Here is a 19,799-nt window from a genome sequence, read left to right on the forward strand (position 1 = left end):
ATAATGTTAGTCAACAAGCAACGCTCTGTTACAAGAATGGCTAAAGAACTAGGTTTAAAGGTTGTTCAAGTGTGATTTTTAAAACTCTAAAAATCAAATACTTGAAACAGACGTCAATGGTAGGCTATCGAAAACAAAATATATTTTGTTTGAAGATATAAGCGAAGCTTACGACTGAAGAATCTATAGAAATTAATAATAAAGATTCTTCGCTGCGCTCTGATGACAAACAATTGAAAGTTAAATATTTATAAAACACGTCAATGGTAAGGAGGAACCACTGAAGAATCTAAAATTATTTTTATTAGTCTTAACCGTAGTTAAAACTAAGTGCTTTTGTGGATTTCGTTTTCAGCTTCTAAAAAGTTTGACACAAATTTCACGTTTTACAAAGCTTTTTCTTTTGTTTTGGTAGTTCATGAAGCAGACTTCCAGTCTACAGTTAAGACAAAATAAAACGTGAACTCAAAAATAAATGAGCCCACGTTTAAATATAATTAGAGTAGTATATATTTCTTAGATATTTGTAGCTAACCAGTCCCCTACTTCTTTGGTTCCGTAAGCTTTTCCACCGTTAGCAAGATCTTCAGTTACAACACCTTCAGCAAGCGATTTGTTTACAACGTCTCGTATAGCTGCACCTTCTTCTGGTAAGTTAAATGCTGTTTCAAACATCATAGCAGCAGATAATACAGTTGCTAATGGGTTTGCTATGTTTAATCCTGTTGCTTGCGGATACGATCCGTGAATTGGCTCAAATAAAGCGATATCACTTCCCATAGATGCCGATGGCATAAGTCCCATAGAACCAGAAATAACAGACGCTTCATCTGTTAAAATGTCTCCAAATAAGTTTTCAGTAATTAATACATCATAGCTATTTGGCCATTGTACCAATCGCATGGCTACAGCATCAACAAATTCATAAGCTACTTCTACTTCTGGATAATCTTTTTCCATGGCTTGAACTGTTTCTCTCCATAAACGAGATGTTTCCAGTACATTAGCTTTATCAACACAGCATAATTTTTTAGAACGCGTCATAGCTAACTCAAAGCCTTTTTTTGCTAATCGTTGTACTTCTGCTCTTGTATACACACAGTTATCATAAGCTGTTTCACCATCATCTCTTCTTCCCTTTTCCCCAAAGTAAATACCACCAGTTAATTCACGTAAAAACACTAAATCGGTACCTTCAATACGTTCTTTCTTCAAAGGAGACTTTTCTATAAGTGATGGAAAAGTAAAAGTTGGTCTTACATTGGCAAATAGCCCTAATTTTTTACGCATTTTTAAAAGTCCTTGCTCTGGACGCACCTTTGCAGAAGGATCGTTATCGAAACGTGGGTGACCAATAGCACCAAATAAAACCGCATCTGAAGCAACACAAATATCATGGGTTGCATCTGGATAAGGTTCTCCAACAGCATCAATAGCTGCTGCACCAGTTAATGCTGGTTTCCAGGTTATTTCGTGTCCAAATTTTTTAGCAACAGCATCACTTACCTTCACGGCTTGATCTATTACTTCTGGTCCTATACCGTCTCCGGCTAAAAGCGCAATATTAAATTTCATTTATTTTGTTTTATTGTAATCTTAATTAATAATAATGTTTAGCATTTTCTCGGTTGCTTTAATAGCAGATACTGCTTGATCTGAATTCAAACCACGTGTTTTAAACTCTTTCTCAGGGTTTCTCCAGGTAATAATGGTTTCACATAACGCATCCGAATGACTTCCTGGCGGTATTCTTACGGCATAATCTATCAAATCTGGTAATACCATTTTTTTCTTTTTGAAGACATTTCTAATCGCATTCATAAAGGCATCAAATTGTCCGTCGCCTTGCGCATTTTCTTCAAACGTTTCATTGTTTATTGTGATAGAAACTGTTGTTGAAGGTTTCAACCCTTTAGAATGTGTTAGTACATAAGAATTTATCTTTACTTTTTCTTCATAAGTATAATCTAAAACATCAGAGATAATATAAGGTAAATCTTCTTTAGTAACGACTTGTTTTTTATCACCTAATTTGATGATACGTTGCGTTACCTTTCTTAAATCGTCATCATTAAGTTGAAGTCCTAATTCCTGTAAATTTTTCTGAATATTAGCTTTTCCAGACGATTTTCCTAAGGCATACTTACGAGTTCTTCCAAAACGTTCGGGTAGTAAATCGCTAAAATATAAATTCTTTTTATTATCGCCATCGGCATGTATTCCAGCTGTTTGCGTAAACACATTAGCGCCAATAACAGGTTTATTCGCTGGAATCATAACTCCAGAGAATGTCTCAACCAGTTTACTAACTGTATATAACGCTTTTTCATTAACACCAACTTCTATTTCTGGCATAAAATCATTAATAACAGCAATGGTACTCGATAAAGGGGCATTCCCGGCACGTTCACCCATACCATTAATGGTTAAATGAAGTCCGTCTGCACCAGCTTTAAGAGCTTCCATAACATTGGCTACACCCAGATCATAATCATTATGTGCATGAAAATCGAAATGTAGGTTCGGATATTTATCTTTAATTTCTTTTACAAAATCGTAAGATTCTTTAGGAGTAATAACACCTAAAGTATCTGGAAGCATGATTCGTTTTATAGGTTGTGTAGAAAGGAATTCCAAAAACTCAAAAACATAGTCTTTAGAATTGCGCATCCCATTGCTCCAATCTTCTAAATAAATATTGGTTTCAATACCTTTTTCTTTAGCTAATGAAGTAACTTTTGATATTTCTTCAAAATGCTGACTAGGAGTCTTTTTGAGTTGATGAGTTAAATGATTTAATGAACCTTTTGTTAATAAGTTTTGAACCTTTGCTCCTGCCTCAATCATCCATTGTATAGAAACACCTTTATCAACAAAAGTGAGCACTTCAACTGTATTTAAATAATCATTGTCTTTAGCCCAACTGGTTACTTCTTTTACTGCTTGAAGTTCTCCCTCAGATACTCTTGCAGATGCTATTTCTATACGGTCAACTTTTAATTCTTCTAATAAAAGCTTTGCTATGGTTAGTTTCTCTGAGGCAGAAAACGACACACTCGATGTTTGTTCACCATCGCGCAGTGTCGTATCCATTATTTCTATTTTTTTTATGGCCATTTTATAGCATCAAACCATTTGCGAATGTTTCTATTTCACCTTTTATGTTTTGTAAATAGTCAATATCATCAAAACCGTTAAGCATATTCTCTTTTTTGTAACTATTGATGTCAAAAGATTCCTGAGCACCTGTAGATTTTATAGTAATGGTTTGCTCTTGTAAGTTTACCTCTATCTCTGTGTTAGCATCGTCGTATATGGCATTGAAGATTTGCTCTGAAAATTCTGGACTCACTTGCACTGGTAAAACACCAACATTTAAGCAATTGTTTCTAAAAATATCAGCAAAAAAGCTAGATACAACACAACGAAACCCATAATCGTAAACAGCCCAGGCCGCATGCTCTCTAGAAGAACCAGAACCAAAATTCTTACCTCCTACTAAAATCTTACCACTGTAAACAGGGTTGTTTAACACAAAGTTTTCTTTTGGTGTATCATCACCATTATATCTCCAATCTCTAAACAAATTATCTCCAAATCCTTTACGTTCTGTAGCTTTTAAGAATCTTGCAGGTATAATTTGATCGGTATCAACATTTTCTAACGGTAAAGGAACCGCTGTACTTGTTAGTATATTAAATTTATCGTAAGCCATATTTTAGTATTCAGTTGCCAGTATTCAGTTGGCAGTTATTTTATATTTAATGTCTTCTTCCCTATTTATATTTTAACTTCCCCTTTGGGGATTGAGGGGATTATTCAGTTGCCAATGTTTAGTTGGCAGTTATTTTATATTTAATCTCTTCTTCCCTACTTATATTTCAACTTCCCCTTTGGGGATTGAGGGGAGTATTCAATTGCCAGTGTTTTTAATTATATTTTTATGCGAATCCTTCCAAAAGTCCCCTTCGGGGATTTAGGGGAATTACAATAAATCTCTCGGATCTGTTACTACACCTGTAACTGCAGCAGCAGCTGCAACCAAAGGACTAGCAAGTAATGTTCTTGACCCTGGACCTTGACGTCCTTCAAAGTTTCTATTAGAGGTACTTACTGCATATTTTCCAGCTGGAATTTTATCATCGTTCATTGCTAAACAAGCAGAACAACCTGGTTGTCTTAATACAAATCCAGCTTTTGTAATGATATCTAAGATCCCTTCTGCTTTAATTTTATCTTCTACTTCGTGAGACCCAGGAACTAACCAAGCTGTCACATGATCTGCTTTTTGTTTTCCTTCAACTATAGAAGCAAATGCTCTAAAATCTTCAATTCTACCATTTGTACAACTTCCTAAGAAAACATAATCAATCTTTTTACCAAGCATAGGGTCGTTTTCCTCGTACCCCATATAATCTAAAGACTTTTTGTATGTAGCAACACCTCCATCAACAGTATTGGCATCAGGAATATTATTAGAGATCCCTATCCCCATACCTGGGTTTGTACCATAAGTAATCATTGGTTCAATATCGCTAGCTAAGAAAGTTAATTCTTTATCGAAGGTTGCATCAGCTTCAGTTTTTAAGGTTTTCCAATGTGCAACGGCAGCATCCCAAGCGTCACCTTTTAGAGATAGCGGCTTATCCTTTAAATATTCGAAAGTTGTTTCATCGGGAGCAATCATACCACCACGAGCACCCATCTCTATAGATAAGTTACAAACCGTCATACGACCTTCCATAGTCATATTTTCAAAAACATCACCAGCATATTCTACAAAATACCCAGTAGCACCAGAAGTTGTTAATTTTGAAATGATATAAAGCGCGACATCTTTAGGTGTCACACCTTTTCCTAATTGCCCATTTACATTAATGCGCATTTTTTTAGGCTTTGGTTGCATGATACATTGTGTAGATAATACCATTTCAACCTCAGAGGTTCCAATACCAAAGGCTATCGCACCAAATGCTCCGTGAGTTGATGTATGTGAGTCGCCACAAACAATAGTAGCTCCTGGGAACGTAATGCCGTTTTCCGGACCTACAACATGTACAATACCATTCTTTTTATGACCAAGCCCCCAATGGCTAATACCATATTCGTTAGAATTATCTTCTAAAGCCTTTAATTGATTTGCCGATAACGGATCTTCAACAGGTAAATGTTGGTTAATAGTTGGTGTATTATGATCTGCAGTAGCAAATGTACGTTCTGGAAATAAAACATTTAATCCTCTATTTTTTAACCCTAAAAAGGCTACAGGACTTGTTACTTCGTGTATAAAATGACGATCTATAAAGAATACGTCTGGACCACCTTCAATCTTTCTTACAACATGCGAATCCCACACTTTGTCAAATAATGATTTACTCATAAAATATTTTAAATTTAATGTAATGTATTACTAAGGAAAGCAAATTTATAAAAAACTGCTTTTTATTGCAGTCTTTTAAGTGAGTAAGATACTTTGGTATTAAATTTTTATAAAATCATTAATAGATAGCACATTCATTGAATTAAATGCAATAAAACACTGAAATTGACTATAATTTTTAAAGTATCTGTTTTTATAAAGAAGAATAGCCTGATTATCTAGTATTGAAAGGGGATGTTGTCTTATTTGTCTCTGTGAGGAAGTTAATACAATACAAAAGTAAAAATGCCATTATTCATAATAATGGCATTAAAAAAAATAGTAATTAATGTGAAAAAAAGTTATTTATCTGTAAAAAATAAAAAGTTAGAATGAACTCAATATTTTAAAGGTCATAACTTACTATAACTATTTCAATAATCTGTCTGCAACATACTCTATTTGTGTTTTTCCGTGGGGCTTTGGTTTGCCATCTTTTCCCAGATTAACCATTACAATGTTAGAAATGGTTATAATCGTTTCTCGAGTCATTTTATTTCTAACTTCACTGCTCAGTACAATAGAAGCATTTCCAAATTTAACCACTTCAATACCAATTTCTACGATATCTCCTTGTTTAGCCGAAGATCTAAAGTCTATTTCACTCATGAATTTTGTTACTACCTTTTGGTTTTCGAGCTGAATAATGGCATATAAAGCAGCTTCCTCGTCTATCCATTCTAATAATCTGCCTCCAAATAATGTTCCGTTAGGGTTTAGATCTTCTGGTTTTATCCATTTTCTTGTATGAAATCTCATGTGTTTTGGTTTTATAATAATTTTTGTTGTTTGTCTTCATTAGGGATTGTTAAAGAATATCCCAATTCTTGATTGATTTTTTTAATAAAATATGCCGATAATAGTGGGGATTCTTTTTCAATATTTTGGTGAATGAAAAAATTAATTTCTTTAATTCCAGAATCTTTCCAAAGTTTTAATCGTTCTACCCAATCATCTAAACGAGAATAATCTGTTTCATGGTTAGCACCTACATATCTAACAAAAGCAGTAGCGTTGGTTAAGCGCATATGCATTAAATCGCGTCTACCAGCAGTATCTACAACAACATTAGAAATGTTATTGGTTTCTAATAATTGGTACAATTCTTTGGCTATGGTAGCATCGTTATACCAGTCCGTGTGTCTAAACTCAACAGCTAATGGGATTTCTTTTGGCCAATTTTCAATAAAAGAAATAACGCGATTAAAATCTTTAGGTGCAAAATTACTATGCATTTGCAAAAAGATGGTGCCTAGCTTTTCTTTTAAATTAGAAGCATTGTATAAATAATTCTCAACAATAGCTTGGGTATCGTTTAAGCGTTTCCAATGACTTATTTCTTGATTTAACTTTGGAAAAAACTTAAATCCTGGTGGTGTTTTATCATACCAGGTAGCAAATTGTTCTGCTGGAAAAATTCTATAAAATGTGGCATTTAATTCGATTGCATTAAATTGTCTTGAATAATAAGCCAATTCATCTTTGGTACCTCTAGGATAAAACCCTTTGAGCTCTGCCCTATTCCATTTTGCACATCCCACATAAATTTCAGGAATGTTATCATCTTTAACTTTATTTAATACGTTTTCGGTATCTAGATGATCTTCAGGAAAAGTGAAATCAATAAGTTCAGGATTGTCTACACGTCCAAATTTCATAGGTTATTTTATTAGTAATTTATACGTCACATAATATATAGAATTTTCTAAGTTTAGCTTTGTTCTTTTTTTATAGTATGTTTCTTTAACCAAAAGTAAATATTTTGAAAGTATTTTTAATGTTTTTAAGCATAATAACAAAAAATTTAATAACTGGATTCATAAATATTTTATATATTTGGAACGTTCATTTCAAATCAATATGCCAAAAGTAGAAACATTCGATAAAGAGCTGGTCTTAAAAAGAGCTACTGAGGTCTTTCATGATAAGGGCTTTAACGCTACTTCTATGCAAGATTTAGTAGATGCCACAACCCTTAACAGATCGAGTATCTATAATTCTTTTGGGAGTAAATTGGATTTGTTTTTAGAATGCTTAAAATCATATCAAGATACGTATGTTTTAAAAGTTTCAGAGATATTGCAAAGCGCAGATAACTCATTACATGCTATAGAACTTCTTTTTGAGCTTTATTTGCATGATACTCTTAAAGATAAAGATGATAAAGGTTGTTTGATTACGAATTGTATTTCCGAAATGGCAAATCAAGAAAATGCTATTGTAACCTTTTTAAAATCAAATCAGAAATCTTTTATCAAATTATTGGAAGAATTAGTTGCTAAAGGTCAAAAAGAATCCTCTATAAACCTCAGTAGAACGCCTAACGAATATGCGTTATATTTATTCTCGTCTATCCAAGGTTTTAGAACTGCTGGCATTTTAATATCAAATAAGAAAGACTTGCAAACTATTGCAAATACTATAATACAAACATTAATTTAATTTTTTTTTTAATCCTATTTGGAACGATCATTTCAGATAAAATATGTAAACTATGAATAAATTGAAAAACAAAGTCGCCGTAATAACAGGTGCAAACAGTGGTATTGGTTTAGCAACAGCTAAATTATTTTTAGAAGAAGGTGCCAAAGTAGTTGTTTCGGGAAGACGCCAAGAGGCATTAAATGAGGTATCAGAAAGTCTGGAAGGTGATTTTATTACTGTTTTAGCAGATGTATCTAAACCAGAAGATAATGTTAAGCTTATAAAAGAAGCTACAGAGGCATTTGGAACTATTGATATACTATTCTTAAATGCAGGGATTGCTCCTATTACGCAAATCACAGAGATTGATGAGAATCATTATGATGCTATTTTTAACACGAATGTTAAAGGTCCAATATTGGCCACAAAAGAAGCTTTACCACACATTAATGATGGGGGGACTATTATATTTACAGGTTCAATTGTAAAGCAAAAGGCATTTGATGGCTTTGGTGTATATTCTGCAAGTAAAGGTGCTTTACGTTCTTTTTCAAAAGTTTTAACTTCTGAAGTGAAATCTAGAAGCATACGTGTAAATACGATTGCTCCCGGACCTATAGACACTCCTATTTATGGAAAAATGGGTTTACCTGAGAACGCACTTGAAGAAACAGGAAAAGGTTTTGCTGCTATGGTACCACTAGGTCGTTTTGGTACTTCTGAAGAAATAGCTAATACAGCTTTGTTCTTGGCTTCTGATGATGCTTCTTATATAAATGGTGTTGAATTAGAAGTTGATGGTGGTATAAGTCAGATTTAGAACTTGTGTCATTTTTGAAGCATAAATTATAATAAAATATTGAAACTGAATACCCCTATAGCAACCATAGGGGTATATTTTGGCTTAGATCAACACAGGTTTTGCTTTAGAGCTAAATCGAATTTATTATTTTACCTCACCCAGAACTGTAAAAAAATCACCGTTTTAATGGCTCCAAAAGGACGATATAATTGGAAACCCTCTCCTTGATTGGAGAACTTTTAGACTAAAAACGAGTACTTTAAATTATTTTGTTAATAACCTCGTTAACAATTACAAGTACCCCTATCATATTTAAGCCTCAATAATCTATACTTTTATGAAAACCAATATCATAGATAATGAACACAAGACAATATAATCTAAAAAGTATCCGTCCAGAAGTTCCTTCTACTACTATTAATGATAGCATGAGTAATGATGAGCGTTTTCAAAATTTAGTTTTGCGACCTATAGCTACGTTGCAGAATGACTTGTTAATTGCTGTTTTTAAGAATTACATTGTTAAGCATAAATCGGTTTTTTACGATTTGTCTATAGAAAAACGCATGATCTATATTGAAAATGCCATTCAAAAAGATATGAAATTTAGAAATGCTTTAAAGGGCATGATTATCGGACAATTTACTGTCGAAGAATATCAAATATACATACAGAATTCATCTGCTTTAAATAAGCGGATGATGCGTATCGTTAAAGAGCGTTTACTAAGTAATATTCAAATTTTTGAAAAGCCAGAATTACTTGAAGCTGTTTAATCTTTAAAAAAAGTCGTATACTTTCTAAATCAAAGACACCCCATTTAAATCTGTAGTAAGTACATCACTCATATAGTTAAAGTACGGTCTAATGGCTTTAAAAGAATCATTCACATCTTTTATAAAATTAGTATCTAAAACCTCTTTATCTGTATACTTTTTAGTAAATATGTATTGCTTTTTCTTTATAAGATCTATAGCTTTATGGTCTTTACTAAAGCCCTTTGGAGCCGTTTTTACTTCATCTCCAACAAAACGATCACCCCAGATGCTGTTAAACTTTTTATTAGCTAAAATGTCGCGAATTTCACTATCGTCCATTTCAAATTCCTTTCTAATTCTCAATAAATCTGCAGGTGCTGGTTCCCAAAAACCTGTTGCAATAAAGCTTTCATTATTAGGTTGAAGGTGTAGGTAATAACCACCTCTTAGTTTTGGTTTTGTTCTGCGAAACGAACCACCAAAATGTGTTTTATAAGGATCCTTGTTTTTTGAAAAACGGACGTCTCTATAAATTCTAAACATTTTTAGTTTGTCTACTTCATCATGCGTATTAAGAGATTCCAAAATGGCATTATACACTTGTTTAACTTCGGCTTCTACACTTTTGAATTCTTTTTTTCGTTCATTAAACCAATCTCTATTATTGTTTTTTTCTAATTTTTTAAAAAAATCTAATGCTTCTTTTGGAACCGTTACTCCCATATTATTATGTTTTTTGATATTGATGGTTAGTATATAAAGACTTTTAGTCTAAATAATGCGAGGAAATTACAAAAATCGCAGTATTATTCAAACTGAATATTGTTAAGAATGAGTCCCGATGCCGGAGCTATGTATTCCATTCTTGTGTTACTACCAGGTAGTAGGCTGTTTTTAATATCTTCTATAGATAGTTTTCCTTTTCCTAAATCAATTAGTGTCCCCATCATTAATCTAATTTGATTTCGCATAAACCCTTTTCCTTTTACTCTTAATAAATACGTTTTTTTAGGAAAATAATTAGCGGTATAAATGGTGTTTTCTACTAACTCGCATAACAAAATTTCCCGATCGTAAATACCATTATCTGTAGGTTTATAACAGTACGATTTAAAATAGTGCTTACCTTCAAAAAGTTTAGCGCCTTGTTTCATAATATCAATATCTAAATCGTCAAGAATAGTGGTCATAATTGGTGCACAAAACGGATGGCACTTTTCACCACAAGTAAACAAATATAGGTATTCTTTAATTTTTGAATGTTTTATTATATTAAACTCTGCGTCGACTTCTTGTATACTGGTGGCTCTAATGTCTTGTGGCAGGTTGTGGTTAAAGAGCTCTAAAAAAGCGTTTTCATCTTCAATAGGTTCAAATAAAAACAATTCAAAGGCAGCATTTTCGGCAGACACCATTGCATCTGTTCTTCCCGAACTTAAACTTTTAAATCGCTTGCCTTCAAGAATAAAATTTAGAGTTCTGTCTACCATTAAATGCAGCGTTTTTACGTTGGGTTGTTTTTGCCAACCATGAAAACGATATCCTAAATATTGAATAGTAAACACATAAAAATATTTTTTCATTTTTTATTTTATATAAGGCTCGAAAAATACGCTCTTTATTAATTGTGACAAAAAATTTATAACTTGTATATATTATTAACTAACTAAATACTCAAAATTATGACTAAAACATCAACAAATGATCCGCCTGTTTGGTTCTGGATAGTAAGTGTTATTGCACTTGTTTGGAATACACTTGGAATAGATGGTTACTTAGGGCAAACATATAATACCGAACGGTATCGTAATTCTTTTTCGGCTGAAGAACTTGAAATTGCTGCAAATTTACCTTCATGGATAACAGCAACATTTGCTATTGCTGTTTTTGCGGGTGTTATTGGGGCTATTGGGCTTTTGTTAAGAAAAAAATGGGCTACAATTTTTTGGAGTATTTCATTAATTGCTGTAATCGTTCAAATGGGCTATGCTTTTATTAATAATCAAGTCACTCATTTAGAGATGACTCTTATGATTGTTGTATTAGCATTTATTTTTCTTTGGGTTTCCAGAAGGTCTCAAGCAAAAGGATGGCTTTCTTGAAAAGAATTTGATTGAGGTAAGAAAAGAAACCAAAGAAACCTTTACAGGATTTGCAATAGTTATCCTGTAGGGCTGTTTAGAAGAAGGTTATTAATAAAAAAAGGCATTAGAAAATTTATTCTAATGCCTTATATATTTTTAACCAACTATTCATCCAATGGAGACTTAGTTGTATTAGCGTTTTAAAGCTTGCTTTTGTTTAGGAGTTAAAAGATCATTTTTCGCAGCATACGTCTTTTTACGTTTCTCCTCTATTTTTTTATTGAAAGTTTCTTTCTTTTTTTTAGATTTAGGAGCTTCTTTTTCAAGGGTAAGAAGTTCTTTGTAAAGTTCTCTGAGTTTAGCTTCTTGCTTTTTTGACAATTTTAAACTTTTATCATTTATTGTTAACTCAAGATTATCTTTTTTGATTAAATCATTTACTTGACTGTCAATCCCTTTTTGGGCAAATGCGGTAGCTGAAACGGTTATAAAAAATAATAACGACAGCATTGTTTTTTGTAGGTTCATGGGGTCTTTAAATTAAAATTATATAGTGTAAAGATAATATTTTTTTATTATTTATGTCTTCCTTTCAATTCTTCTTCAATATCCTTTAAGGTAAATCCCTTTGCTTGCAGTAACATTAAATAGTGAAATAATAGATCTGCCGATTCGTATAAAAACAACTCATCATTAGTATCCATCGCCTCAATAACTGTTTCTACAGCCTCCTCTCCTACTTTTTGAGCTATTTTATTGATGCCTTTTTCAAATAAACTTGCGACATAAGACTTTTTAGCGTCTTTGCTTGAAATACGTTCTGTAATAATAGCTTCTAAAGTTGAGAAAAATCCATAGGATGGTTTGTTTTCAGTTTGCCAACATGTATCTGTTCCTTTATGGCATGTAGGTCCAACAGGATTTACCTGAATTAAGAGTGTATCATTATCACAATCATTTTTTATATCAACTAAATTGAGAAAGTTACCACTTTCTTCTCCTTTAGTCCATAAACGTTGCTTGCTTCTGCTAAAAAAAGTAACTTGTTTCGTTTCAATGGTTTTTTGGTAGGCGTCATTATTCATATAGCCCAACATTAATACATTTTTAGTTGTCGCATCTTGAATGATTGCAGGTATAAGCCCTCCTTCTAACTTCTCCCAAGAGGGAGAAATGATAGCTGTATTTTTATTATTTGTCATAACCTTAATTTTTTATACGTAATAAACCTCCTTTGGGCTAAAAGGATTATAGTCGTACTTCTATATTGTTCTCTTTTAATTCTTTTTTTAAGTCTGGAATTGGAATTTCACCAAAATGAAAAACACTTGCGGCTAAAGCGGCATCAGATTTTCCTTCTTTGAAGGTGTCTATAAAATGTTGTACACTTCCTGCACCGCCAGAGGCAATAATAGGAATGTTTAATGCTTCAGACAACTTAGCTAAAGCTTTATTAGCGAATCCATTTTTGGTACCATCATGATTCATGGAGGTAAACAGAATTTCTCCTGCACCTCGTTGTTCTACTTCTTTTGCCCATTCAAACAAATCAATTTCTGTTGGAATACTTCCGCCTGCTAAATGAACTTTCCATTGGCCATCTACTTCTTTAGCATCAATAGCAACCACCACACATTGGCTTCCAAATTTATTTGATAATTCATTAACAAGTTCAGGTCTTTTAACAGCTGATGAATTTATTGAGACTTTATCTGCACCACATTTTAACAAGGCATCCACATCCTCAATAGAAGATATACCACCCCCAACTGTAAATGGAATGTTTACTTGTTCTGCAACGTGTAATACCATATCTAAAGTAGTAGCACGTCCTTCAAGGGTTGCCGAAATATCAAGAAAAACCAATTCATCTGCTCCTATATCAGCATATTGTTTTGCTAATTCTACAGGATCCCCAGCATCACGCAAATCAACGAAATTAACGCCTTTTACTGTTCGTCCGTTTTTAATATCTAAACAGGGTATAATTCTTTTTGTTAGCATGTTTATACAAATTTTTCTAATTCGAAAAGACTTATTCTATTTTCGTAAATAGCTTTTCCTATAATAACCCCTTCGCAACCAATTTCTTTTAAAACAGGTAATTCGTCAATAGATGAAATCCCTCCAGAAGCTATTAGCTTAATAGATTGATCGCTGCTACTATTTGAACATTCTGAGATGATTTGTTTATATAAATCTATAGAAGGGCCCTCAAGCATACCATCTTTTGAAATATCGGTACAAATAACGTATTTAATGCTCTTTTTCTGATATGATTTAATAAACGGAATAACGTCTTCTTTACTTTGCTCCATCCAGCCACTAATAGACACTTTCCCATTGTTGCTATCGGCTCCTAAAATAATTTTTTCAGCACCGTATTTATTAATCCAACCTTCAAATATTTCTGGGTCTTTAACGGCAATACTTCCTCCTGTAATTTGTTTTGCACCAGAATTAAAAGCAATGTGTAAATCTTCGTTCGCCTTTAATCCGCCACCAAAATCTATTTTGAGATTTGTTTTTGAGGCTATTTGTTCTAGCACTTTATAATTCACGATATGTTTCGCTTTTGCGCCGTCTAGATCTACCAAATGTAAGTATTCAATGCCAGAGTCTTCAAACATCTTTGCGACCTCTAAAGGGTTTTCATTGTATATTTTTTTAGTTTCGTAATCTCCTTTTGTTAACCTTACACATTTACCTTCTATGATATCTATCGCTGGTATAATTCTCATCTTTGAATGATTTTAAGTCACTAATTATTATATATTTGACAATGTGGATTTAATTAAAAACTTAGCTTTTCGTTTTATTATCTCGATTGTAGTGGTTGAAGGAATAGCTTCACAATTCATTGAGTTTTACGATTTTTTATTAGTTTCAATTTTAATCCTTTCATTTCTTTTACTCACTTATTTATCAAAGAAATTTTAATTTACAGTTCTATAAAATTTTGTAAAATCTTTGCTCCTGCTAAACTACTCTTTTCTGGGTGAAATTGCACACCATAAAAATTATTGTGTTGCAAAGCTGAGGCATAATTAATGCCATAGTCCGTTTTTGCAATGGTTTCTTCACAATCTTCGGCATAGTAGCTGTGTACTAAATACATATATTCATTTTCTTTAATTCCAGAAAATAGATCGGATTTTAGGTCTTTAATAACATTCCAACCCATTTGTGGCACTTTTACATCGTTGTTAAAACGTTTCACTTTAGTTTTAAAGATGCCTACGCCTTTTGTATTACCCTCTTCGGTTGATTCGCATAGTAATTGCATACCTAAACAAATCCCTAATACGGGTTGTTTTAAGGTTGGTATTAGTTTATCTAAACCACTTTTTTGTAACATGGCCATAGCAGTACTTGCCTCACCAACACCAGGGAAAATAATTTTATCTGCGGCTAAAATTTCATCTGGATCGTTTGATAAAACAGCATCAACGCCTAAGCGTTTAAAAGCAAATTGAATGCTTTTAATGTTTCCTGCACCGTAATTTATTATTACAATAGAAGCCTCATCTAATTTCTTCAAAGAGGAAGAACTATTATTCTGATCTGTTATTTTACTCATTTTATATTTTTATCCGTTTATAAAGCCTTCCTTTAGGGAAGGTTGGGATGGGCTTTTACAGCATTCCTTTAGTTGATGGCAAAATCATTTTTTCTACATCGCGCTTTACCGCCATCTTGATAGCTTTTGCGAAAGCTTTAAAAATAGCCTCAATTTTATGATGTTCGTTTTGTCCTTCGGCTTTAATATTCAAATTACATTTTGCGCCGTCTGTAAAGGATTTAAAGAAATGATAAAACATTTCTGTTGGCATTTTTCCAATCATTTCTCGTTTAAAGTCTGCTTCCCAAACAAGCCAGTTTCTTCCTCCAAAATCAATAGCAGCTTGTGCATAACAATCGTCCATGGGTAAGCAAAAACCGTAACGTTCTATGCCTAATTTATTACCTAAAGCGGTGTTAAATAATTCACCCAATGCAATAGCTGTATCTTCAATAGTGTGGTGCTCATCAACTTCTAAGTCGCCATCAACTTTAATATTTAAATCTAACTGTCCGTGACGTGCTATTTGGTCTAACATATGATCAAAAAAAGCAAGCCCTGTATCTATATTACTTTTTCCCGTTCCGTCGAGATTAACTTGAATAGCAATCTTTGTTTCATTTGTATTTCTAATAATCTCTCCAGTGCGGGCGCTTGTTTTTAAAAAGGCGTAGATATTTTCCCAATCGTTGCTCTCTAAAGCGATATAGGCATCTAATTGCTCTCTTTTTACAGTGATTTCATCAGTACCCAAATTGGTATCATCGTTTATAAAAACACCTTTGGCTCCTAAGTTTTTTGCTAATTCAATATCTGTAAGCCTATCTCCTATTACAAAAGAGTTTTCTAAATCGTAATCGTTAGAAAAATATTTTGTTAGCAAACCTGTATTTGGTTTTCTTGTAGGAGCGTTGTCTTTTGCAAAAGTTCTGTCTATAAACTGTTCTTTAAAAACAATTCCTTGATCTTCAAAGCATTTAATAATAAAATTATGAATAGGCCAAAAATCACTTTCTGGAAATGCTTCTGTTCCTAATCCATCTTGATTAGTGATCATCACAATTTCATAATTTAATTCTTTAGCTATTTTACCTAAATATTGAAATACTTTAGGGTAAAACTCTAACTTTTCAAGCGAATCGATTTGCTCATCTGCAGGTTCTCTGATAATGGTTCCGTCCCGGTCTATGAATAATACTTTTTTCATCTTTGTTATCATATCATTCCTGCCTTTCGATTATCGCTCAAGATAAACTTGGCAGGAACTTTTTTAATTTAAACTTAAACTTTCTATAATGGATTCCTGCCTTTGCAGGAATAACAATCTACTCCTAAATTGCATTTCTAATATCCATTCATACTCAGGATTTCGATATTAATAAAAGGTTTTTTATTAATATCGTATTTTCCTCTTTTGTGCCAACTGTTAACCTTAAACAATTCTCACAACCAGGTTGCGTGGTTCTATTTCTAATAACAATGCCCTTGTCTATAAGTTGATCATAACGTTTAGAGGCATCATCAACTTTTACTAAAACAAAATTAGCATCCGAGGGGTAAATTTTTGAAATAAAACTCACAGATTGCAATTCTGAAATTAAATTAGCACGTTCTTTTAGAATACCATTAATTTGATTTGTTGCCAAATCTTTTATGCTTAACTGTTGAATGGCTTTTTGCTGTGTTAGTTCATTAACATTATAGGGCGGTTTTATTCTGTTTAAAACTGAAATAATCTTGGTGGAGGCATAACATATTCCTAATCTGATTCCAGCCATTCCATAGGCTTTAGACAGGGTTTGAGTTACTATCAAGTTAGGGAATTCCTCTAAGCGATCAATCCAACTTTTTTCTTTTGAAAAATCAATATATGCTTCATCAATTACAACCACTCCTTTAAATTTATTTAACAGTGTTTCAATCGACTCGCTTGAAAAACTGTTCCCTGTAGGATTGTTTGGTGAACAGAGGAAAAGGATTTTACTACTACCGTCTGTAATGTTTAATATTTCTTCAACTTGCGGTTGAAAACTGTCCGATAGTTGCACTTCTTTAATGGTAATAGCATTAATATTAGCTAATACACTGTACATACCGTATGTTGGGGGCAATATAATGATGTTGTCTTTATTTGGTTCGCAAAACGCTCTAAAAATAAGATCTAATACTTCGTCACTTCCATTTCCTAAAAGGATATGTTTTGAATTAACATTTTTAATTTCTGAAAGTATAGCCTTAACATCCCCTTGCTGAGGATCTGGATAACGATTTACGCCATTATTGAATGGATTTTCATTGGCATCTAAAAACACCATAGCATCGCTAGTACCCTGAAATTCATCTCTTGCTGATGAATAAGGTTTTAAAGCCTTAATGCTAGGTCTTATTAAGTTGTCTATATTGAAATTTGTAGTTTTCATTTTAATTTTAAAGCTGGATTTATGAGGTTCCTGTCTTTGCAGGAATGATATCTTTTAATCTAATTGACACTGCATTTTTATGTGCTTGTAAGCCTTCAGCTTCTGCCATTAACTCGATAGTTTCTCCTATATTTAACAAACCTTCTTTTGATATTTTCTGAAAGGTCATACTCTTTAAGAAACTGTCTAAGTTAACCCCAGAATAAGCTTTCGAAAATCCATTTGTCGGCAAGGTATGGTTTGTTCCAGAAGCGTAATCTCCAGCACTTTCGGGTGTGTAATCTCCTATAAAAACAGAGCCAGCGTTAGTTATCCCATTTACATAGAAATCTTCATTTTTAGTACAGATGACAAAGTGTTCTGGACCATATTCATTGATTAAATCGAGTGCTCGCGCATCATTATCTATATAAATTAATTTAGAGTTGGTAATCGCTTTTTCGGCAATCGCTTGTCTTGGTAATTCTTTAATTTGTTTTTCAATTTCTTCTGAAACTGAGCTAATTAAATTTTTAGATGTCGATACTAAAATAACCTGACTGTCTGCGCCGTGTTCTGCCTGACTTAGTAAATCTGAAGCTATATAGGATGCATTGGCATCACCATCGGCTACAACCAACAATTCACTTGGTCCTGCTGGCATATCGATAGCTACGCCATGTTTAGTGGCTAATTGCTTTGCAACGGTAACAAATTGATTTCCTGGTCCGAAAATTTTATAAACCTGAGAAATGGTCTCTGTTCCAAATGTTAATCCCGCAATGGCTTGTATACCTCCAACTTTAACGATTTTTGTGACACCACAAAGTTCTGCAGCAAAAAGAATTTCTGGTGCTAACTCGCCTTCTTTATTTGGTGGTGAGCATAAAACAATCTCTTTACAACCAGCAATTTGAGCTGGAACTGCTAACATTAAAACCGTTGAAAATAAAGGGGCTGTACCTCCAGGAATATATAAACCTATTTTTTCGATGGGGCGTTTTTCTTGCCAGCATTGTACCCCGTTTGTAGTTTCTACAGCTACTTTAGATGTTTTTTGTGCTGTATGGAAGGCTTCAATGTTTTTCTTAGCATTTTTAATAGCGCTTTGAAGTTTTTCAGGAACACTTTCTATCGCTTTTTTTATGTCCTCTTTAGTAACTATATTGGATTGTAAATCAATGCCGTCAAAACGTGTTGTGTATTTATTTATGGCTGCATCACCATTTTTAATGACATCATTAAAAACATCGCTTACAATACCTTCAATATCATTAACTGTCTGTGTAGGACGTTTTAATATGTCGAACCAACTGCTTCTATTAGGATTATCTATAATTTGCATAATTCGTATTTTTCTTAGTATTATGAGATTTCCGTTTTTTGCGGAAATGAAAAAAATATCTAAACAACCATTTTTTCAATAGGACAAACTAAGATACCTTGAGCACCATTATTTTTTAATTCATCAATAACATCCCAAAATTCATTTTTGCTTATAACGGAATGTACAGAACTCCATCCTTCTTGTGCTAAAGGTAAAACGGTTGGGCTTTTCATACCTGGCAATACGTTAATAATATCCTGGATTTTTTCGTTAGGAGCATTCAATAAAATATATTTTGATTGTCTTCCTTTTAATACGGATTGAATTCTAAACTGAATTTTATCAAGAATAGCCTGCTTTTCTTCATTAAGAATCGGAGAAACAGCTAATACTGCTTCAGATTTTAAAATCATTTCAACCTCCTTTAAGTTGTTCTTAAACAAGGTACTTCCACTAGAAACAATATCACAAATAGCATCTGCTAGCCCAATGTTTGGAGCTATTTCTACCGAACCATTAATAATGTGTAGGTTAGCAGAAATATTATTCTTTTCTAAATAGCTTTTAACGGTGTTTGGATAAGAGGTCGCAATACGTTTGCCTTCTAAATCTTTTATACCTTTATAGTCAACTGACTTTGGTACAGCGATACAAACTCTACAGGTTGAAAATCCTAATTTTTCGGCAACACGAATGTCATTACCTTTTTCAATTAGAACGTTTTCTCCAATAATAGCGGCATCTACTACCCCATCTTTAAGATATTGTGGGATATCCCCGTTTCTTAGGTAAAATACTTCTACTGGAAAGTTTCTGGCTGATGCTTTTAATTGATCTTTTCCATTATCGATAGATATACCGATGTCTTTTAAAATTCTCATCGAATCTTCGTTTAAACGACCCGATTTCTGCACTGCAATTCTTAATTTACTCATTTTGTTGTTTTTATGAGTTTGAAACAATCAATTTGGAATTAAAACTAAAAAACCCGCTTGATTGTCTCAAACGGGTTTAAAAAATATGT

General features: G+C 33.0%; 21 protein-coding genes. 4 read left to right on the forward strand and 17 right to left on the reverse strand.

Annotated features, from left to right (window positions below; translation table 11 throughout):
- Positions 1-516: 516 nt before the first annotated feature.
- From leuB to Q4Q40_RS16220, 6 genes are all read right to left on the reverse strand, one after another.
- Positions 517-1,575, reverse strand: a complete 1,059-nt coding sequence (gene leuB / locus Q4Q40_RS16195) for a 3-isopropylmalate dehydrogenase (protein ID WP_303302967.1) — start codon at positions 1,573-1,575, stop codon at positions 517-519.
- Positions 1,576-1,596: 21 nt separating this feature from the next.
- A complete protein-coding gene (locus Q4Q40_RS16200) occupies positions 1,597-3,117 on the reverse strand; it encodes a hydroxymethylglutaryl-CoA lyase-like TIM-barrel protein (protein ID WP_303302968.1) in 1,521 nt (506 codons plus the stop codon).
- Position 3,118: 1 nt separating this feature from the next.
- Positions 3,119-3,715, reverse strand: coding sequence for a 3-isopropylmalate dehydratase small subunit (gene leuD / locus Q4Q40_RS16205; RefSeq protein WP_303302969.1), 597 nt, complete (start codon positions 3,713-3,715; stop codon positions 3,119-3,121).
- Positions 3,716-3,985: 270 nt separating this feature from the next.
- Positions 3,986-5,380 carry a 3-isopropylmalate dehydratase large subunit gene (gene leuC, locus Q4Q40_RS16210; protein ID WP_303302970.1) on the reverse strand — a complete coding sequence of 465 codons (1,395 nt, stop codon included), beginning with the start codon at positions 5,378-5,380 and terminating at the stop codon, positions 3,986-3,988.
- A gap of 408 nt (positions 5,381-5,788) precedes the next feature.
- Complete coding sequence (locus tag Q4Q40_RS16215; RefSeq protein ID WP_303302971.1) at positions 5,789-6,178, reverse strand: acyl-CoA thioesterase; 390 nt, start codon at positions 6,176-6,178, stop codon at positions 5,789-5,791.
- A gap of 11 nt (positions 6,179-6,189) precedes the next feature.
- Positions 6,190-7,077, reverse strand: a complete 888-nt coding sequence (locus Q4Q40_RS16220; RefSeq protein ID WP_303302972.1) for a DUF72 domain-containing protein — start codon at positions 7,075-7,077, stop codon at positions 6,190-6,192.
- A gap of 202 nt (positions 7,078-7,279) precedes the next feature.
- Between Q4Q40_RS16220 and Q4Q40_RS16225 the strand changes: the two genes are divergently transcribed.
- From Q4Q40_RS16225 to Q4Q40_RS16235, 3 genes are all read left to right on the forward strand, one after another.
- A complete protein-coding gene (locus Q4Q40_RS16225; RefSeq protein WP_303302973.1) occupies positions 7,280-7,861 on the forward strand; it encodes a TetR/AcrR family transcriptional regulator in 582 nt (193 codons plus the stop codon).
- 52 nt (positions 7,862-7,913) lie between these two features.
- A complete protein-coding gene (locus tag Q4Q40_RS16230) occupies positions 7,914-8,663 on the forward strand; it encodes an SDR family NAD(P)-dependent oxidoreductase (protein ID WP_303302974.1) in 750 nt (249 codons plus the stop codon).
- 341 nt (positions 8,664-9,004) lie between these two features.
- Positions 9,005-9,421 (forward strand): glyoxalase, encoded by a 417-nt coding sequence (locus tag Q4Q40_RS16235; RefSeq protein ID WP_303302975.1) that lies wholly within the window; start codon positions 9,005-9,007, stop codon positions 9,419-9,421.
- A 24-nt stretch (positions 9,422-9,445) separates the two neighbouring features.
- On the opposite strand, the gene Q4Q40_RS16240 is transcribed toward Q4Q40_RS16235, so the two are convergent.
- Complete coding sequence (locus Q4Q40_RS16240; protein WP_303302976.1) at positions 9,446-10,126, reverse strand: DUF2461 domain-containing protein; 681 nt, start codon at positions 10,124-10,126, stop codon at positions 9,446-9,448.
- A gap of 83 nt (positions 10,127-10,209) precedes the next feature.
- Positions 10,210-10,986 carry a tRNA pseudouridine synthase A gene (locus Q4Q40_RS16245; RefSeq protein WP_303302978.1) on the reverse strand — a complete coding sequence of 259 codons (777 nt, stop codon included), beginning with the start codon at positions 10,984-10,986 and terminating at the stop codon, positions 10,210-10,212.
- A gap of 99 nt (positions 10,987-11,085) precedes the next feature.
- Here Q4Q40_RS16245 and Q4Q40_RS16250 point away from each other — a divergent pair, with 99 nt between their 5' ends.
- Positions 11,086-11,505, forward strand: coding sequence for a hypothetical protein (locus Q4Q40_RS16250; protein WP_303302979.1), 420 nt, complete (start codon positions 11,086-11,088; stop codon positions 11,503-11,505).
- A 174-nt stretch (positions 11,506-11,679) separates the two neighbouring features.
- Here Q4Q40_RS16250 and Q4Q40_RS16255 read toward each other — a convergent pair whose 3' ends face one another.
- The 9 genes from Q4Q40_RS16255 to hisG form a co-directional block, all read right to left on the reverse strand.
- Positions 11,680-12,015, reverse strand: a complete 336-nt coding sequence (locus Q4Q40_RS16255) for a hypothetical protein (protein WP_303302980.1) — start codon at positions 12,013-12,015, stop codon at positions 11,680-11,682.
- A 47-nt stretch (positions 12,016-12,062) separates the two neighbouring features.
- Positions 12,063-12,689: a bifunctional phosphoribosyl-AMP cyclohydrolase/phosphoribosyl-ATP diphosphatase HisIE gene (gene hisIE, locus Q4Q40_RS16260; protein WP_303302981.1), complete on the reverse strand. Its 627-nt coding sequence runs from the start codon at positions 12,687-12,689 to the stop codon at positions 12,063-12,065.
- A gap of 46 nt (positions 12,690-12,735) precedes the next feature.
- Complete coding sequence (gene hisF, locus Q4Q40_RS16265; protein ID WP_303302982.1) at positions 12,736-13,491, reverse strand: imidazole glycerol phosphate synthase subunit HisF; 756 nt, start codon at positions 13,489-13,491, stop codon at positions 12,736-12,738.
- Positions 13,492-13,493: 2 nt separating this feature from the next.
- Positions 13,494-14,228, reverse strand: a complete 735-nt coding sequence (gene hisA, locus Q4Q40_RS16270; protein ID WP_303302983.1) for a 1-(5-phosphoribosyl)-5-[(5-phosphoribosylamino)methylideneamino]imidazole-4-carboxamide isomerase — start codon at positions 14,226-14,228, stop codon at positions 13,494-13,496.
- A 200-nt stretch (positions 14,229-14,428) separates the two neighbouring features.
- The gene (gene hisH / locus Q4Q40_RS16275; protein ID WP_303302984.1) at positions 14,429-15,067 is read right to left on the reverse strand and encodes an imidazole glycerol phosphate synthase subunit HisH; all 639 of its coding nucleotides are present in this window, start codon (positions 15,065-15,067) and stop codon (positions 14,429-14,431) included.
- 55 nt (positions 15,068-15,122) lie between these two features.
- Positions 15,123-16,256: a bifunctional histidinol-phosphatase/imidazoleglycerol-phosphate dehydratase HisB gene (hisB, locus tag Q4Q40_RS16280; RefSeq protein WP_303302985.1), complete on the reverse strand. Its 1,134-nt coding sequence runs from the start codon at positions 16,254-16,256 to the stop codon at positions 15,123-15,125.
- A gap of 154 nt (positions 16,257-16,410) precedes the next feature.
- Positions 16,411-17,469, reverse strand: coding sequence for a histidinol-phosphate transaminase (gene hisC, locus Q4Q40_RS16285; protein WP_303302986.1), 1,059 nt, complete (start codon positions 17,467-17,469; stop codon positions 16,411-16,413).
- 19 nt (positions 17,470-17,488) lie between these two features.
- Positions 17,489-18,793 carry a histidinol dehydrogenase gene (gene hisD, locus Q4Q40_RS16290; protein ID WP_303302988.1) on the reverse strand — a complete coding sequence of 435 codons (1,305 nt, stop codon included), beginning with the start codon at positions 18,791-18,793 and terminating at the stop codon, positions 17,489-17,491.
- 59 nt (positions 18,794-18,852) lie between these two features.
- On the reverse strand, positions 18,853-19,710 hold the full coding sequence (gene hisG, locus Q4Q40_RS16295) for an ATP phosphoribosyltransferase (RefSeq protein ID WP_303302990.1): 858 nt from the start codon (positions 19,708-19,710) through the stop codon (positions 18,853-18,855).
- Between the last annotated feature and the right edge of the window lie 89 nt (positions 19,711-19,799).

Source organism: Flavivirga jejuensis, assembly GCF_030540765.1.
GTDB lineage: Bacteria > Bacteroidota > Bacteroidia > Flavobacteriales > Flavobacteriaceae > Flavivirga > Flavivirga jejuensis.

Bases quoted from the DNA above. Each gene is read 5' to 3' on its own strand.
- Q4Q40_RS16225 (WP_303302973.1), top strand. From the start codon at position 7,280: ATGCCAAAAGTAGAAACATTCGATAAAGAGCTGGTCTTAAAAAGAGCT.
- Q4Q40_RS16200 (WP_303302968.1), bottom strand. From the start codon at position 3,117: ATGGCCATAAAAAAAATAGAAATAATGGATACGACACTGCGCGATGGT.
- hisA (WP_303302983.1), bottom strand. From the start codon at position 14,228: ATGAGAATTATACCAGCGATAGATATCATAGAAGGTAAATGTGTAAGG.
- Q4Q40_RS16235 (WP_303302975.1), top strand. From the start codon at position 9,005: ATGAACACAAGACAATATAATCTAAAAAGTATCCGTCCAGAAGTTCCT.
- Q4Q40_RS16255 (WP_303302980.1), bottom strand. From the start codon at position 12,015: ATGAACCTACAAAAAACAATGCTGTCGTTATTATTTTTTATAACCGTT.
- hisF (WP_303302982.1), bottom strand. From the start codon at position 13,491: ATGCTAACAAAAAGAATTATACCCTGTTTAGATATTAAAAACGGACGA.
- hisB (WP_303302985.1), bottom strand. From the start codon at position 16,256: ATGAAAAAAGTATTATTCATAGACCGGGACGGAACCATTATCAGAGAA.
- leuC (WP_303302970.1), bottom strand. From the start codon at position 5,380: ATGAGTAAATCATTATTTGACAAAGTGTGGGATTCGCATGTTGTAAGA.
- Q4Q40_RS16240 (WP_303302976.1), bottom strand. From the start codon at position 10,126: ATGGGAGTAACGGTTCCAAAAGAAGCATTAGATTTTTTTAAAAAATTA.
- Q4Q40_RS16245 (WP_303302978.1), bottom strand. From the start codon at position 10,986: ATGAAAAAATATTTTTATGTGTTTACTATTCAATATTTAGGATATCGT.
- hisC (WP_303302986.1), bottom strand. From the start codon at position 17,469: ATGAAAACTACAAATTTCAATATAGACAACTTAATAAGACCTAGCATT.
- Q4Q40_RS16250 (WP_303302979.1), top strand. From the start codon at position 11,086: ATGACTAAAACATCAACAAATGATCCGCCTGTTTGGTTCTGGATAGTA.
- leuB (WP_303302967.1), bottom strand. From the start codon at position 1,575: ATGAAATTTAATATTGCGCTTTTAGCCGGAGACGGTATAGGACCAGAA.
- leuD (WP_303302969.1), bottom strand. From the start codon at position 3,715: ATGGCTTACGATAAATTTAATATACTAACAAGTACAGCGGTTCCTTTA.
- hisG (WP_303302990.1), bottom strand. From the start codon at position 19,710: ATGAGTAAATTAAGAATTGCAGTGCAGAAATCGGGTCGTTTAAACGAA.
- Q4Q40_RS16220 (WP_303302972.1), bottom strand. From the start codon at position 7,077: ATGAAATTTGGACGTGTAGACAATCCTGAACTTATTGATTTCACTTTT.
- Q4Q40_RS16215 (WP_303302971.1), bottom strand. From the start codon at position 6,178: ATGAGATTTCATACAAGAAAATGGATAAAACCAGAAGATCTAAACCCT.
- hisIE (WP_303302981.1), bottom strand. From the start codon at position 12,689: ATGACAAATAATAAAAATACAGCTATCATTTCTCCCTCTTGGGAGAAG.
- hisD (WP_303302988.1), bottom strand. From the start codon at position 18,793: ATGCAAATTATAGATAATCCTAATAGAAGCAGTTGGTTCGACATATTA.
- hisH (WP_303302984.1), bottom strand. From the start codon at position 15,067: ATGAGTAAAATAACAGATCAGAATAATAGTTCTTCCTCTTTGAAGAAA.
- Q4Q40_RS16230 (WP_303302974.1), top strand. From the start codon at position 7,914: ATGAATAAATTGAAAAACAAAGTCGCCGTAATAACAGGTGCAAACAGT.